The 13,869-nt window shown below is 51.3% G+C and carries 14 protein-coding genes; 12 read left to right on the top strand and 2 right to left on the bottom strand.

Annotation, left to right across the window (positions count from 1 at the left end; translation table 11 throughout):
• Window positions 1-69 precede the first annotated feature (69 nt).
• The 12 genes from pyrG to ACWAU0_RS01820 all read left to right on the top strand — a co-directional run bounded on the left by pyrG (window position 70) and on the right by ACWAU0_RS01820 (window position 12,676).
• Window positions 70-1,707 carry a CTP synthase gene (gene pyrG / locus ACWAU0_RS01875; RefSeq protein WP_458138143.1) on the top strand — a complete coding sequence of 546 codons (1,638 nt, stop codon included), beginning with the start codon at window positions 70-72 and terminating at the stop codon, window positions 1,705-1,707.
• 12 nt (window positions 1,708-1,719) lie between these two features.
• Window positions 1,720-2,553: a 3-deoxy-8-phosphooctulonate synthase gene (gene kdsA / locus ACWAU0_RS01870; RefSeq protein WP_205453532.1), complete on the top strand. Its 834-nt coding sequence runs from the start codon at window positions 1,720-1,722 to the stop codon at window positions 2,551-2,553.
• A gap of 9 nt (window positions 2,554-2,562) precedes the next feature.
• Window positions 2,563-3,846, top strand: coding sequence for a phosphopyruvate hydratase (eno, locus tag ACWAU0_RS01865; protein WP_458138142.1), 1,284 nt, complete (start codon window positions 2,563-2,565; stop codon window positions 3,844-3,846).
• Window positions 3,847-3,903: 57 nt separating this feature from the next.
• The gene (locus ACWAU0_RS01860) at window positions 3,904-4,218 is read left to right on the top strand and encodes a septum formation initiator family protein (RefSeq protein WP_503428539.1); all 315 of its coding nucleotides are present in this window, start codon (window positions 3,904-3,906) and stop codon (window positions 4,216-4,218) included.
• A 3-nt stretch (window positions 4,219-4,221) separates the two neighbouring features.
• On the top strand, window positions 4,222-4,917 hold the full coding sequence (gene ispD / locus ACWAU0_RS01855; RefSeq protein ID WP_458138141.1) for a 2-C-methyl-D-erythritol 4-phosphate cytidylyltransferase: 696 nt from the start codon (window positions 4,222-4,224) through the stop codon (window positions 4,915-4,917).
• Window positions 4,914-5,387 (top strand): 2-C-methyl-D-erythritol 2,4-cyclodiphosphate synthase, encoded by a 474-nt coding sequence (ispF, locus tag ACWAU0_RS01850; protein WP_445366795.1) that lies wholly within the window; start codon window positions 4,914-4,916, stop codon window positions 5,385-5,387. The genes ispD and ispF overlap by 4 nt, the downstream gene beginning before the upstream one ends.
• Window positions 5,388-5,528: 141 nt before the next feature.
• Window positions 5,529-5,816, top strand: coding sequence for a hypothetical protein (locus tag ACWAU0_RS01845; RefSeq protein WP_101051828.1), 288 nt, complete (start codon window positions 5,529-5,531; stop codon window positions 5,814-5,816).
• A gap of 206 nt (window positions 5,817-6,022) precedes the next feature.
• A complete protein-coding gene (truD, locus tag ACWAU0_RS01840; protein ID WP_458138140.1) occupies window positions 6,023-7,060 on the top strand; it encodes a tRNA pseudouridine(13) synthase TruD in 1,038 nt (345 codons plus the stop codon).
• 111 nt (window positions 7,061-7,171) lie between these two features.
• The gene (locus ACWAU0_RS01835; RefSeq protein ID WP_458138139.1) at window positions 7,172-9,322 is read left to right on the top strand and encodes a type I secretion system permease/ATPase; all 2,151 of its coding nucleotides are present in this window, start codon (window positions 7,172-7,174) and stop codon (window positions 9,320-9,322) included.
• A 1-nt stretch (window position 9,323) separates the two neighbouring features.
• On the top strand, window positions 9,324-10,682 hold the full coding sequence (locus ACWAU0_RS01830; protein ID WP_458138138.1) for an HlyD family type I secretion periplasmic adaptor subunit: 1,359 nt from the start codon (window positions 9,324-9,326) through the stop codon (window positions 10,680-10,682).
• Between the two features lie 21 nt (window positions 10,683-10,703).
• Entirely contained in the window at window positions 10,704-11,351 is a 648-nt protein-coding gene (locus ACWAU0_RS01825; RefSeq protein ID WP_458138137.1) for a response regulator transcription factor, read from the top strand.
• Window positions 11,348-12,676, top strand: coding sequence for a TolC family outer membrane protein (locus ACWAU0_RS01820; protein ID WP_051670413.1), 1,329 nt, complete (start codon window positions 11,348-11,350; stop codon window positions 12,674-12,676). Before ACWAU0_RS01825 ends, ACWAU0_RS01820 begins: the two co-directional genes overlap by 4 nt.
• A gap of 128 nt (window positions 12,677-12,804) precedes the next feature.
• Here ACWAU0_RS01820 and ACWAU0_RS01815 read toward each other — a convergent pair whose 3' ends face one another.
• Together ACWAU0_RS01815 and fdhD are read right to left on the bottom strand one after the other, a co-directional pair.
• Entirely contained in the window at window positions 12,805-12,993 is a 189-nt protein-coding gene (locus ACWAU0_RS01815; protein WP_346015188.1) for a formate dehydrogenase subunit delta, read from the bottom strand.
• A gap of 27 nt (window positions 12,994-13,020) precedes the next feature.
• Window positions 13,021-13,860 carry a formate dehydrogenase accessory sulfurtransferase FdhD gene (gene fdhD / locus ACWAU0_RS01810; RefSeq protein ID WP_319961213.1) on the bottom strand — a complete coding sequence of 280 codons (840 nt, stop codon included), beginning with the start codon at window positions 13,858-13,860 and terminating at the stop codon, window positions 13,021-13,023.
• Window positions 13,861-13,869 lie beyond the last annotated feature (9 nt).

Below are 13,869 nucleotides of genomic sequence, written 5' to 3'. Positions count from 1 at the left end.
ACCATAAAACTGTTAGAATTTGCCGCTTTTCGACCCCCTTGCTATTGCTTAACAGGGCGCCAAACGTTCATGACAAAATTCATATTCATCACCGGCGGAGTGGTTTCATCCTTGGGAAAAGGGATAGCCGCTTCATCGTTGGCAGCCATCTTGGAAGATCGCGGCCTGAAAGTTACTCTCACCAAACTCGATCCTTATATCAACGTCGATCCCGGCACCATGAGCCCGTTTCAACACGGCGAGGTGTTTGTTACCGAGGATGGCGCGGAAACCGATCTGGATTTAGGCCATTACGAGCGGTTTTTAAAAACCACGATGGCCAAGAAAAACAATTTCACCACTGGTCAGGTTTACGAGCAAGTGTTGCGTAACGAGCGCAAGGGCGAGTATCTTGGCGCGACCGTACAGGTTATTCCGCATATCACCGACGAAATCAAACGCCGCGTTTATGCCAGTGCAGAAGGTACCGATGTGGCACTGATCGAGGTCGGCGGCACGGTTGGTGACATCGAATCTCTGCCGTTTTTGGAATCCATCCGGCAAATGGGCGTGGAATTGGGCCGAGACCGGGCTGTGTTCATTCACCTGACTTTGGTACCTTACATCAAGTCGGCCGGCGAGATTAAAACCAAACCGACTCAGCATTCCGTAAAAGAGCTGCGCACCATCGGTATTCAGCCGGACATTTTGATTTGCCGTTCCGAGCAGCCGATTCCGGCCAGTGAGCGTAAAAAAATCGCCTTGTTCACCAATGTTAACGAGAAAGCGGTTATTTCCGCGATTGACGCCGATACCATCTACCGCATTCCACTGTTACTACGCGAACAAGGATTGGACGACATCGTGGTAGCGCAACTGCGCCTCGACGTGCCGCCGGCTGATTTGTCGGCTTGGGAGAAAGTGGTCGATGGCCTGACTCACCCCACCGATGAAGTCAATATTGCCATTGTCGGTAAATATGTCGATCACACCGATGCCTACAAATCCTTGAATGAGGCTTTGATTCACGCTGGGATCCACACCCGTCACAAGGTGCAAATCACTTATATCGATTCCGAAACCATCGAAGCCGAAGGCACCGCAAAGCTGAAAAATGTCGATGCGATTCTGGTGCCAGGCGGCTTTGGTGAGCGCGGCGTAGAAGGTAAGATTTCTACGGTACGCTTCGCCCGCGAAAATAAGATTCCATATCTGGGTATTTGCTTGGGCATGCAGTCCGCGGTTATCGAGTTTGCTCGCGATGTGGTCGGTTTGGAAGGCGCGCATAGCACCGAGTTTTTGCCGAATAGCCCGCACCCCATCATCGGCTTGATTACCGAATGGATGGATGAAGCCGGGCAGTTAAACGTGCGCGACGAAGACTCCGACATCGGTGGCACCATGCGCTTGGGCGCGCAGAAATGCCGCTTAAAATCCGATTCATTGGCATTCGAGTTGTACCAAAAAGATGTGATTACCGAGCGCCATCGTCACCGTTACGAATTTAACAATCAGTATTTGAAGCAATTGGAAGCCGCAGGCATGCGTTTTTCCGGTAAGTCGCTGGATGGCCGCTTGGTAGAAATTATTGAGCTGCCCGATCATCCCTGGTTTTTGGCCTGCCAATTCCATCCTGAATTCACCTCGACACCGCGTAACGGTCATCCGTTGTTCTCCGGCTTCGTCGAAGCGGCCGCCAAACACAAGAAACACCCTTTAGGGGCATAAACAAGGTTAAACATGCAATTATGTAATTTCGAAGTTGGCCTGGATAAGCCGTTTTTCCTGATCGCCGGTACTTGTGTGATCGAAAGCGAACAAATGACCATGGATACCGCCGGTAAATTGAAAGAAATAGCCGACGAGTTGGCTATTCCGTTTATCTACAAATCCTCGTTCGACAAAGCCAACCGTTCTTCATTGGGCAGTTTTCGCGGTCCGGGCCTGGAAAAAGGTTTGCAGATCCTGGAAAAAGTGAAGCAACAATTAAGCGTGCCAGTATTGACCGACGTGCATGAAGACACGCCACTGGCGGAAGTGGCGGCGGTGGTGGATGTATTGCAAACCCCGGCATTCCTGTGCCGCCAGACCAATTTCATTCAAAGCGTCGCGGCTTTGGGCAAGCCGGTGAATATCAAAAAAGGCCAGTTTTTAGCGCCTTGGGATATGGCCAATGTCGCCGCCAAAGCCAAAGCCACCGGCAATCAGCAAATCATGGTTTGCGAGCGCGGCGTGTCGTTTGGCTATAATAATTTGGTTTCGGACATGCGTTCGCTGGCCGTAATGCGCGACACCGGTTGCCCGGTGGTATTCGATGCCACCCATTCCGTGCAGTTACCGGGCGGGCAGGGCAATGTCTCCGGTGGTCAGCGAGAGCACGTGCCCGTGTTGGCGCGCGCCGCAGTCGCTGTGGGTATCGCCGGGCTGTTCATGGAATCGCATCCCAAACCCGAAGAAGCGTTGAGCGACGGTCCCAATTCCTGGCCCTTGCACCGCATGAAAGAATTATTGGAAATGTTAGTAACGATAGACCGGGCTGTTAAATCCACCAGCCTGATTGAAACCACACTATAGGGCAAAATAATGGCAAGAATAGTAGACGTAAAGGCAAGAGAAGTTCTGGATTCACGCGGTAACCCAACTGTAGAAGCGGAAGTGTATTTGGCATCCGGCATCGTCGGTACTGCGATGGTGCCATCCGGCGCCTCCACCGGCGAACGCGAAGCGATTGAGTTGCGCGACGGTGATAAAGCCCGTTATTTGGGCAAAGGTGTGTTGAAAGCGGTTAACTTCGTCAACACCGAAATCCGTGAAGCTGTGGTGGGTATGGATGCCAACAACCAAGCCGCATTGGACGAAAAAATGATTGCCTTGGACGGCACTCCTAGCAAAAGCCGCATTGGTGCTAACGCCATTTTGGGCGTTTCTATGGCTGCTGCCCGTGCTGCTGCGCAAGAAGCCGGCGTACCCTTGTACAAATTCCTGAACAAATCCGGCGAATTCATTCTGCCTGTACCGATGATGAACATCATCAACGGCGGCTCCCACGCCGATAACAGCGTGGATTTGCAAGAGTTCATGATTCTGCCTGTTGGCGCCCCCACTTTCCGCGAAGCGATCCGTTACGGCGCTGAAGTATTTCATAACCTGGCCAAGGTACTAAAAAGCCGCGGCTTGGCTACCACCGTGGGCGATGAAGGCGGTTTCGCGCCTAACCTGTCTTCTAACGAAGAAGCTATCGAAGTCATCCTGGAAGCGATCGAAAAAGCCGGCTATAAAGCGGGTGAAGACATCTACTTGGGTATGGATGCAGCGGCTTCCGAGTACTTCGAATACGGCAAATACGTGTTGTCTGCGGAAAATCGCAGCTTTAACTCCACGGAAATGGTCGACTTCCTGGCTGCCTGGGTAGATAAATACCCCATCATTTCGATCGAAGACGGTTTGGATGAAAACGACTGGGACGGCTGGAAATATGAAACTGAAAAATTGGGCGGCAAAATTCAATTGGTCGGCGACGATTTGTTCGTGACCAACCCTGCCATCCTGAAAGAAGGTATCGAGAAAGGCATCGCCAACTCCATTCTGATCAAAGTCAACCAAATTGGTACCTTGACCGAAACCCTGGCGGCCATCGATATGGCTGCTGCTGCGGGTTATAGCGCCGTGGTTTCTCACCGTTCAGGTGAAACCGAAGACACCACCATTGCCGACTTGGTTGTGGCGACCGGCACCGGCCAAATCAAAACCGGTTCATTGAGCCGTTCCGACCGTGTTGCCAAATACAACCGCTTGATGAAAATCGAAGACGAGTTGGGCGAAAAGGCTAAATACGCCGGCCGTAGCGCGTTCAAAATGCTGAAATAAAGAAGCGTAGGTTGGGTTAGGCGCAGCCGTAACCCAACGAATTGCTTTATTGTTGGGTTGCGTTCTTCTAGACGCAACCCATCTTACAGATCGAGAGTAGCCATTAAAACCCTGATCGCCATCATCATCCTGTTAATCGTTCACTTCCAGTATCGGTTGTGGCTAGGTGATGCCAGCGTCTCGCAGATTAGCGATTATCGGGAACGCCTGGAAACCTTGACCAAGGAAGCCCAGGAAAAAAAGGAACGCAACGACTCCTTATATGCCGAGGTACTGGATTTGCGCCGTGGCTTGGAAACCATCGAAGAACGCGCCCGCTACGAGCTGGGCATGATCAAGGAAAACGAAACCTTCTTTCAAGTGCTTGAGTAGAGCATGAATCAAACTCCTAAATGCTGGGCAGTTGTCCCGGCAGCCGGCGTCGGCAAACGCATGCAAGCCGACCGCCCTAAACAATATCTGCCGCTGGCCGGCAAAACCGTCATTGAACATACCTTAGACCGATTATTGCAGTCCGGCGCTTTTCAAGCCGTGGCTGTAGCAATATCCATTGAAGATCCGTATTGGCCGGAGTTGGATGTGTCTAAACATCCGCAGGTGATTACCGCACCTGGCGGGAAAGAGCGGGCCGACTCGGTACTATCGGCGCTGAAGTCTTTGCAAGGCCAGGCCGCCGAAGACGACTGGGTGTTGGTGCATGACGCCGCCCGGCCTTGTCTGACTGCCTCCGATATTCATCTGCAAATCGACACGCTAAAAGACGATGCGGTCGGCGGCATACTGGCGCTGTCTTCACACGACACGCTGAAGCACGTCGACGGCGACACGATTACTGCAACGATAGATCGCAAACATGTCTGGCGGGCGTTGACCCCACAAATGTTCAAATACGGCATGTTGCGCGACGCCTTGCAGCAAACCGAAGGCAATCCGGCCATTACCGACGAAGCCAGTGCGCTGGAATTGTTGGGGTTCCTGCCGAAAATTGTCGAAGGCCGTCCCGATAACATCAAAATCACCCGGCCGGAAGATCTGGCGCTGGCGCAATTTTATATGGAGCAACAAGCATGATCCGAGTCGGCCAAGGCTACGACGTCCACCGTTTCAACGACGGCGACCACATCATTTTGGGTGGCGTAAAAATTCCCTACGAAAAAGGCCTGGAAGCCCATTCCGACGGCGACGTGGTGCTGCATGCACTAGCTGACGCCATTCTCGGCGCGGCGGCTTTAGGCGACATCGGCAAGCATTTTCCAGACACCGACCCCGAATTCAAGGGCGCTGACAGCCGCGTATTGCTACGCCACGTCTATAAAATCGTTCAGGAAAAAGGCTACAAATTAGTCAACGCCGATGTGACCATCATCGCCCAGGCACCGAAAATGCTGCCGCACGTGCCGGCCATGCGCGCCAACATCGCTGCCGACTTGGCTGTCGATGTCGATTTCATCAACGTCAAAGCCACTACCACCGAGAAACTGGGTTTCGAGGGGCGCAAGGAAGGTATTGCGGTGCAGGTGGTGGTGTTGATTGAGAAATAAAAACCTTATTAGTGGCTGATCTAGCCAGAAGGCACTCACCGCGCACCTTCTGGCTAGTGTCTTCGTTACGGCCTTCGTTCGGTATGCGGTGCGTCCCCTCAGATTTTTGGTGTTGATGCTCTGTAAATTAAGGAGTCGACTATGAGTAGAAATGACGCCATAAGCGAATTTATTGCTTATGGCTTCGAGCACTATGGCGACGGCTTCGGAATTGTGCTTTTTGGTATCACTATCCTTATTAGCTCCGGGATGATTCCTTGGCTAAGCGGCAGGCAAAAAAGGGGAGTTAAAGGGTATTTAGACGCGCAAAATGACTCACGTCCGCCAACTACGGAGGAAGAGTATTATCACTCGCACTACCTTACCTTTAAGGTTGGAATCTTCTTTGTTGTGTTAGGTGTTTTTTTTATACTTTTTCAACCAAGCTAATTTTCTGAACATTTTGGTTTGTTGCGCGATACGCTGAAGCAGGGCAACGAAAATTTTGGTTAGGTCGGCCAGGGGGCGCGTAGCGTTTCCGGATAATTTATTGGTAACAACCCTGATATGTCGGGTGCCGTCTCGGCAACAGCTCCTGTGGCGCTATACCTCCCGCATCCATGCACTCGTATTGCAACAACTTGACCAAATCTCCCATGACAGAATTTAGTTTACCCGAATGGCCTTACGCCTACGGTGGCCCGTCCGGTACCGGCGCCATCAAAACCGAGCCTGAGGATTTCGTCGTCGAAGAAATTCTATCGTTTGAGCCCGAAGGCAGTGGCGAGCATATATTCCTGCATATCCAAAAAATCGGCGAAAACACCGAATATGTGGCACGGCAGTTGGCTCGCCATGCCGGTGTCAGACAGCACGATGTCAGCTACGCTGGTCTGAAGGATAGACACGGTCGCACCCGTCAGTGGTTCAGCGTGTGGTTGCCGGGTAAGGCTGATCCGGATTGGTCAGCTATCGAAACCGACCGGTTGCAGGTTTTGCAAACGGTCCGGCATGCCCGGAAACTGAAGCGCGGCGTATTGGCCGGCAACCGCTTTACCTTGCTGATCCGCAATTGGACAGGCGATCAAGAACTTGCCGAAAAGCAGTTGCAACACGTCAAAGCCCAGGGTTATCCGAATTACTTCGGCCCGCAGCGTTTCGGGCATCATGGCCAAAATATCCAGCGCGCGCTGGCCATGTTTGCTGGTGCCAAGGTCAAGCGGGAACAGCGTTCCCTATATTTATCAGCGGCGCGTTCGTATTTGTTCAATTTGATCTTGGCCCGGCGCGTCGAGCAAGCCAATTGGCAGCGTGCGATAAGTGGCGATGTATTCAAGCTAGACGGTAGTAATAGCTGTTTTACCGGCGATACCAACGACGCCAGTCTGTCGGCTCGCGTCGAACAGGGTGATATTCATCCCACCGGGATCATGTGGGGTCGTGGCTGTAAGACGGCTACGGCTGAGGCCGGTGCGATAGAAAGTGCCGTGATTGCCGCTAACGCATCCGTAGCCGACAGATTGCTTGCGTTTGATCTGGAAGCAGATCGTCGGGCCTTGCGCTCATTGCCGCAAGATATGGAGTGGCAGTGGTTGGACAATCAACTCAAGTTGAGCTTCAATTTGCCCGCCGGTAGCTATGCCACCGCCTTGTTACGGGAAATTATCGGTGATGCACCTAGTGCCGGTGATTGAATTTGCTTTGATAAAATTGCTTTTTAAGTTGTAATGGCAGCGCTTTATAATACTTAAGTACAGTAGCGCGTTTCAGCGTTATAAGAACTATAACTTCTACTCACATCCTCCATGCCTGATAGCGGCCAGATATCCGGACCAGCAGATTCCACGTTTGACGATCCTTTATTGTTGGCTTTGCTGTCGGTCTGCAAGTTGTTGCATATCCCGCAAACCGCCACGGCCTTGGTGGCCGGGCTGCCCTTAGTCGATAATAAATTAACGCCGGCCTTGTTTACGCGAGCCGCTGAACGCGCCGGTTTGACCAGCCGCTTGTTGCGCAGGCCCTTGCAGAAAATTTCCAATTTGGTGCTACCGGCGGTGCTTTTGCTTAAAGATGGCAACGCCTGCGTGTTACTCGCCAAGAATACTGACAGCTATACGGTAGTGTTGCCGGAAACCGAGAGCGGCAAAAAGACTGTCAGCTTTGCGGAGCTGCAAGCCAGTTACAGCGGTTCGGCTTTTTTTGTGCAATTACAGCATCGCTTTGACGGCAGAACCGCGGAATCGGCGGTGCCTAAGGTCAAACATTGGTTTTGGGACGTCCTGTATAAATCTTGGCCGATTTATGCGGAAGTGTTGGCGGCCTCGGTATTAATCAATCTGTTCGCTTTGGCGGCGCCGTTATTTTTCATGAATGTGTATGATCGCGTGGTGCCGAATCACGCGCTGGAAACCTTGTGGGTCCTGACGGTAGGCGTGCTGATCGTGTTTGGCTTTGAATTGGCGATGAAGCTGCTGCGAAGTTATTTTATCGATGCGGCCGGTAAGCGCGCCGATATTATCTTGTCGGCGAATATTTTTGAAAAACTGATGAATATTCGCATGGAAGCCAGGCCGCCATCGGTGGGTGCATTTGCCAACAACCTGAGCGAATTCGAATCGTTTCGCGAGTTTTTGACCTCGGCGACGCTGGTGACATTGATCGACTTGCCGTTTTTGTTTTTGTTTTTAGTGATTATTTATGGCGTCGGCGGCAGTTTGGCTTTGATTCCGTTGGCGATTTTACCGTTGGCCATGTTGATTGGTATCGCCTTGCAGGCGCCGTTAAAGAACACGATCAACGCCATGTTCAAATTCGGCGGCGAGAAAAATGCCACACTGGTGGAAGCGCTGTCCAATCTGGAAACTATCAAAACGGCCGGTGCGGAAGGGCAATTGCAGCGCCGTTGGGAACAGAATGTCGGCGAAATTGCCCGGCTGGGGTTAAAGTCGCGGTTTTATGCCGGCTTAACCGTCAATTTGACTGCTTTCCTACAGCAATTGGCATCGGTATTGGTGGTGGTGGCCGGTGTCTACCAGATTACGGATGGCGATTTGACGACCGGCGGCTTGGTGGCTTGCACAATGTTGACCTCGCGGGCCTTGGCGCCGGTGGGGCAGGTCGCCGCACTATTGACCCGTTACCATCAAGCTGTGACCGCCTTGGGGTCGTTTAACCGCATGATGGCCTTACCGGTGGAACGCGAGAGTGGTAAGGACTATTTGCATAGGCCGGGTTTCAAGGGCGAGATAGAGTTCAAGCACGTCCGTTTCAGCTATCCGCAGCAACCGGTCAAGGCCCTGGACGGCATAACGTTTAAGATCAAGGCTGGTGAGCGCGTGGGGTTTATCGGCCGCATCGGTTCCGGCAAGAGTACGTTGGAAAAATTGATGCTGGGTTTATATCAGGCGCAAGAGGGTTCGATATTGATAGACGGCACCGATATTCGCCAAATCGATCCTTCCGATTTACGCCGGCAAATCGGCTATGTGCCGCAAGATATTGCCTTAATGTTTGGCAGCGTGAAGGACAATATTGTCTTGGGTTCACGCTACGCCGATGACGCTGCGGTGTTAAAAGCGGCGGCGATTGCCGGTGTGGATCAATTCGTCAGTAAACATCCTGCGGGTTTTGATTTGCAAGTGGGCGAACGCGGTGCATCCCTGTCCGGTGGGCAGCGGCAGAGTATTGCGCTGGCTAGAGCTTTGCTGTTGTCGCCATCCATATTTATTATGGATGAGCCGACCAACGCGATGGACAACAGTAGCGAGGAGGCGTTTAAACAGCGGTTTGCCGCGCAATTGGGCGAACAGACTCTGATACTGGTTACGCACCGCATGTCGTTGCTGAGTTTGGTGGACAGATTGATCGTAATGGACGGCGGGCATATGGTCGCCGACGGTCCCAAGGATCATGTGCTGGAAGCCTTGCGCCAAGGACAGATCAAGGTGGCTATTTGATATGTTGAAAAAAATAGCCGAGTGGCGCGCTGAGCATCGCTATCGAGCCGAAGATCAGGGCTTTTTAAGCGACGTCAACGCCGCCAATCTTTACGAATTACCCTTGCAAAGCCATTTAATCCTGTGGTCCTCGGTGGCATTTGTGGTGGTGGCCTTGGTTTGGGCTGGATTTGCCAGCTTGGACGAAGTCACACGTGGTGACGGCAAGACCATACCGTCCAGTCAGGTCCAGGTGGTGCAGAATCTGGAGGGTGGTATCGTTTCGGAAATATTGGTTCAAGAAGGCCAATTGGTGGAAAAGGATCAAGTGTTGCTGCAACTCGATCAAGTCCGTTTTGCTTCCTCGTTTAAGGAAGCCAAGTTAAAGTATTACGAGTTACTGGCGAATACCGCGCGCTTGAATGCCGAAGTCAATGGCACGCCCTTGGCGATTCCGGAAGAGGTTTTGAAAAACGCGCCGCAAATTGCCGAGAATGCCAGGCAATTGCTGGTTTCCAAGCAGAGCGAAATAAGATCGAATAGCGACATTTTCGCCGAGCAGGTACGGCAGAAAGAGCAGGAAATTATTGAAATTCAATCGAAAAGTGACCAGTTGGCGCGTAGCTACAAATTATTGCAAGACGAAGTGAAGATGTCTGAACCGCTGGTGGCTGACGGGGCGATGTCGCAAGTTGAATTATTGCGTTTGCAGCGTGCTGCCAACGATTTGAAGGGCGAGCTGAATTCTGCCAATCTGGCGATGCCGCGGCTACGTTCGTCATTGGACGAAGCGCGTAACAAATTAGCGGAGATCAAGATTCGTTATAAAACCGAAGCCTTGAAAGAGTTGAACGAGGTGAAGGCGGAACTGGATCGTACATCCGAATCTGCCGTTGCTTTAGAAGATAGGGTTAGCCGTACTAGAGTGCTGTCGCCGGTAAAAGGCACGGTAAAACGCATCAAGGTGGCTACGGTGGGCGGTGTTATTCAACCCGGCATGGATTTGCTGGAAATCGTGCCGCTGGAAGATCAGTTGTTGATAGAAGCGAAAATTCGGCCGGCGGACATTGCTTTTCTTCGCCCTGGGCAGAAAGCTGTGGTAAAACTAAGCGCTTATGATTTTTCGATCTACGGCGGCCTGGAGGCCTCTTTGGAACATATCAGTGCCGACAGCATTCCCGGCGAAAAGAAAGATGAAGACAGTTACTACTTGATTCGTTTGCGCACCGCTAAAAACTACCTGGAAAAGGGCGGCGAACGTTTGGAAATTATTGCCGGGATGACCGCGGAAGTTGATATTTTAACCGGAAAAAAAACAGTGCTTGATTACCTCTTGAAGCCAATATTGAAAGCCAGGGATAGGGCTTTAAGAGAACGATAACTCATAACAACAATTACATTTGTGGCTAACATACTGATTTATTCCAATAATCCTCAGCTGACGGCGCAGTGGACTCATGCGCTGATCGCGGAATATAACGTTAGTATGCTGCACAGTATCCGCAGTGAATATACCGCCGATGCAGTGATTTTCGATGCAAAAAAACTGGATGACGATGCCGGCTTGTTAACGGTTTTTGCCAACAAAAAAGTCCGGTTCCTGGTGATGGGGTGCGATTGGCCGGAACATAAGCAGATCGAGGTGCTGATTAACGGTGCCGCCGGCTATTGCGAACAATCCGAAGCGTCGGAGCTTTTAACTCGTGCGGTAGCTTGTATTTTGGCGGGCGATATTTGGATTCGTCGGGCTTTGGTGCCCAAGGTCATTGGTGTGTTGACCAGTGCCAGGCGTCCACAACTTGCACCTAATACTATCGATACCGAACTAAAGCTAAAGCAACTGGCTAGTTTATCCGCGCGCGAAGTGGAAGTGGCGGACATGATACGGCAGGGCGAAAGTAATAAGCGTATTGCTTTTGCGATGAATATTTCCGAGCGTACTGTAAAAGCGCATTTATCGTCGATTTTTAGGAAATTGAATGTCGACGACCGATTGAGATTAGCCCTATTGTTAAAAGAAATCGACCAATATCAGAGAGGAATGTTATGAGAGTCAGCAGGAGTTTGAGTTTAGGAATAGCCATGCATTTGGCCTGTGTATCCAGCAGCCAGGCGTTGAGTTTGCAAGAATCTATTCAGAAAGTGTTGGATGAAAATCCCCAAGTCCAAGCTGCCAAATCAGAACGCCGCGCGGTTGAAGAGGAAATCGGCCAAGCCAAGGCCGGCTATTTCCCAACGGTGGATGTCACAGCCGGCATCGGCTGGGAAGAATCGAATAACCCTACCACTCGTGGCCGCGGTGACGGCTCGGTTTTTTATCATAGGGAGGAAGGGGCGATTCTGGCCAGACAAATGTTGTTTGATGGTCTGGCCACTCCGAATGAAGTCGAGAGGCAAGAAGCTCGCACCGACTCAAGAGCCTACACCGTATTTGGCCGGTCGGAAATAACCGCGCTTGATGGTGTTGAAGCCTATATCAAGGTGTTGCGACGTCAGGAGTTGTTGAATCTGGCTAAGGAAAATCTGCAACGTCATCAAGGTACCAACGATCAAATCAAACTGCGTAGTGAACGCGGCGTGGGTAAGCGGGCTGACGTCGACCAGTCGATGGGCCGGGTAGCTTTGGCGGAAAAGAATGTGTTGTCCGAAATCGGTAATTTGAAAGATGCCGAGACCAGTTTTTTGCGAGTCATAGGTATGCTGCCGGAAGGGATTCAGCCGATTCAGTCCCCTGAAGCCGCATTACCTCAGACGCTTGATCAAGCTATAGAGGAAGCGTTGGCCGACCATCCTATTCTGAAATCGGCCAATTCCGATATCGATTCGGCATTTGCCCAACATGCTACGGCTATGGCGCCTTATTTTCCGCGTTTTGATATTGAGACCGGCGTCAGTCATAACTACAATCTGGACGGTATTCGCGGTACCAACTCGGATATGACCGCGATGTTACGCATGCGCTATAACATTTTTAACGGCGGTAAGGATGTGGCCCGCCGCGAGCAAACCGCGCAGTTGATCAATCAGGCCAAGGATATTCGTGATAATACGCATAGGCAGGTGATTGAAAGCATGCGTTTGTCGTGGGTGGCTCACCAAACCGTGAAAAGTCAGCTGGAGTTTTTTAAACAGCACGTCGATTCCAGCGAGAAGACTATCAGCGCTTATCAGCAGCAATTCAATATCGGGCAACGGACGTTATTGGACTTGTTGGATACCTTCAACGAAGCCTATATCGCCAAAAGTTCGTATATCAATGCCAAATATGACGAGTTGTTCTCGCAATTTCGGATTTTAGCGAGCAAAGGCCAATTGAATAAGTATTTGGGTACGACCTTGCCTGCTGAGGTTCAGCCCCTTAGCGCCGCCGACTAAGGTGTTCGCGCGTTAAGCAAAGGACTTCTGACTAGACTTCCCCAAATAGGTCCTATTTGGGGAAAGCTGTGATTAGCTTGACCGTTTATTTCAAGTAATTTGCAGCTGAGTGCCAAGCCAACTAGAGATTATTTGGCAATATGCAATACGGCTTCCGACACAATATCCATTAATTCCGTACCGCCTTTTTGCACATATTCGATAATGGCCGTACGCATGCGCGGTTCCCAAAAGTTGCGGATATGTTGTTCAACGCCTTTAATGGCCAATTCCCGGTCGGGTTCGGATTTAAAAAAAGCGCCAATGTTATTGGCCATTTTAATGAGATTATGGTTATCCATGTTCTATGCGGCTGATTCTTGGTAATGTTGTAAACGATGAGGGTGAGTGTAGATCATGTGATTCTCGTGACGGGCGAAGCCGACCAGAGTCAGTCCGCACTCTTCCGCCAATTGAATCGCTAATGCGGTAGGTGCTGAGATGGCTGCCAGCAGTGTGATGCCAACGCTGGCTGCTTTTTGTACCATTTCGTAACTGGCGCGGCTGGTCACTAGCAGCCAGCCATTTTCAAAATTGCAGTTGGCTTTGGCTAATGAGCCGATCAGTTTATCCAGCGCATTGTGGCGGCCGACATCTTCCCGAACCGCAACGATGCCGCGTTCCGGATGCAGCCACGCTGCCGCATGGACCGCGCCGGTCAATAAATTCAGAGATTGTTTTTGGGCCATATCGGCGAAACCGCTGCTCAATAGATGTGCACTAAGCGCTAAACCTTGGCCGACATGATGCGGGTGGCGGATGGCTTGTTCCAACGTAGTGGCACCGCACAAACCGCAACCGGTTCTGCCCGTCATGTTTTTGCCCTTGCCGTGCAGTTTCTCGAATCGGGCTTCCGGAATCGTCATTCTGACTTCAACGCCTTTGGAGCGTTGTACGACACGTATGGATTGCAATTCGGATGGATGACCGATGATTTCCTCGGTCAGGCTGAAACCCATCGCAAAATCTTCCAAATTAAGGGGTGTTGCCAACATCACCACGTGCGGGATGGTGTTGTAGACCAACACCACTGGCACTTCTTCGGCGACATAATCTTCCTTCGCGGTATGAATAGGCCCTCGCCAGCTATCGAACGTACCGGTTCGATAGCTGGTCCAGCCCAGTTCGCTTGAGACTGCATCCATAAATCGGTT

This window comes from Methylomonas sp. Uni0009 (genome assembly GCF_054188105.3).
Note: the sequence above shows the minus strand (reverse complement) of the source record. Positions and strands in the feature narration are given on the sequence as shown.

Bases quoted from the DNA above. Each gene is read 5' to 3' on its own strand.
- pyrG (WP_458138143.1), top strand. From the start codon at position 70: ATGACAAAATTCATATTCATCACCGGCGGAGTGGTTTCATCCTTGGGA.
- kdsA (WP_205453532.1), top strand. From the start codon at position 1,720: ATGCAATTATGTAATTTCGAAGTTGGCCTGGATAAGCCGTTTTTCCTG.
- eno (WP_458138142.1), top strand. From the start codon at position 2,563: ATGGCAAGAATAGTAGACGTAAAGGCAAGAGAAGTTCTGGATTCACGC.
- ispD (WP_458138141.1), top strand. From the start codon at position 4,222: ATGAATCAAACTCCTAAATGCTGGGCAGTTGTCCCGGCAGCCGGCGTC.
- ispF (WP_445366795.1), top strand. From the start codon at position 4,914: ATGATCCGAGTCGGCCAAGGCTACGACGTCCACCGTTTCAACGACGGC.
- ACWAU0_RS01845 (WP_101051828.1), top strand. From the start codon at position 5,529: ATGAGTAGAAATGACGCCATAAGCGAATTTATTGCTTATGGCTTCGAG.
- truD (WP_458138140.1), top strand. From the start codon at position 6,023: ATGACAGAATTTAGTTTACCCGAATGGCCTTACGCCTACGGTGGCCCG.
- ACWAU0_RS01835 (WP_458138139.1), top strand. From the start codon at position 7,172: ATGCCTGATAGCGGCCAGATATCCGGACCAGCAGATTCCACGTTTGAC.
- ACWAU0_RS01830 (WP_458138138.1), top strand. From the start codon at position 9,324: ATGTTGAAAAAAATAGCCGAGTGGCGCGCTGAGCATCGCTATCGAGCC.
- ACWAU0_RS01820 (WP_051670413.1), top strand. From the start codon at position 11,348: ATGAGAGTCAGCAGGAGTTTGAGTTTAGGAATAGCCATGCATTTGGCC.
- ACWAU0_RS01815 (WP_346015188.1), bottom strand. From the start codon at position 12,993: ATGGCCAATAACATTGGCGCTTTTTTTAAATCCGAACCCGACCGGGAA.
- fdhD (WP_319961213.1), bottom strand. From the start codon at position 13,860: ATGGATGCAGTCTCAAGCGAACTGGGCTGGACCAGCTATCGAACCGGT.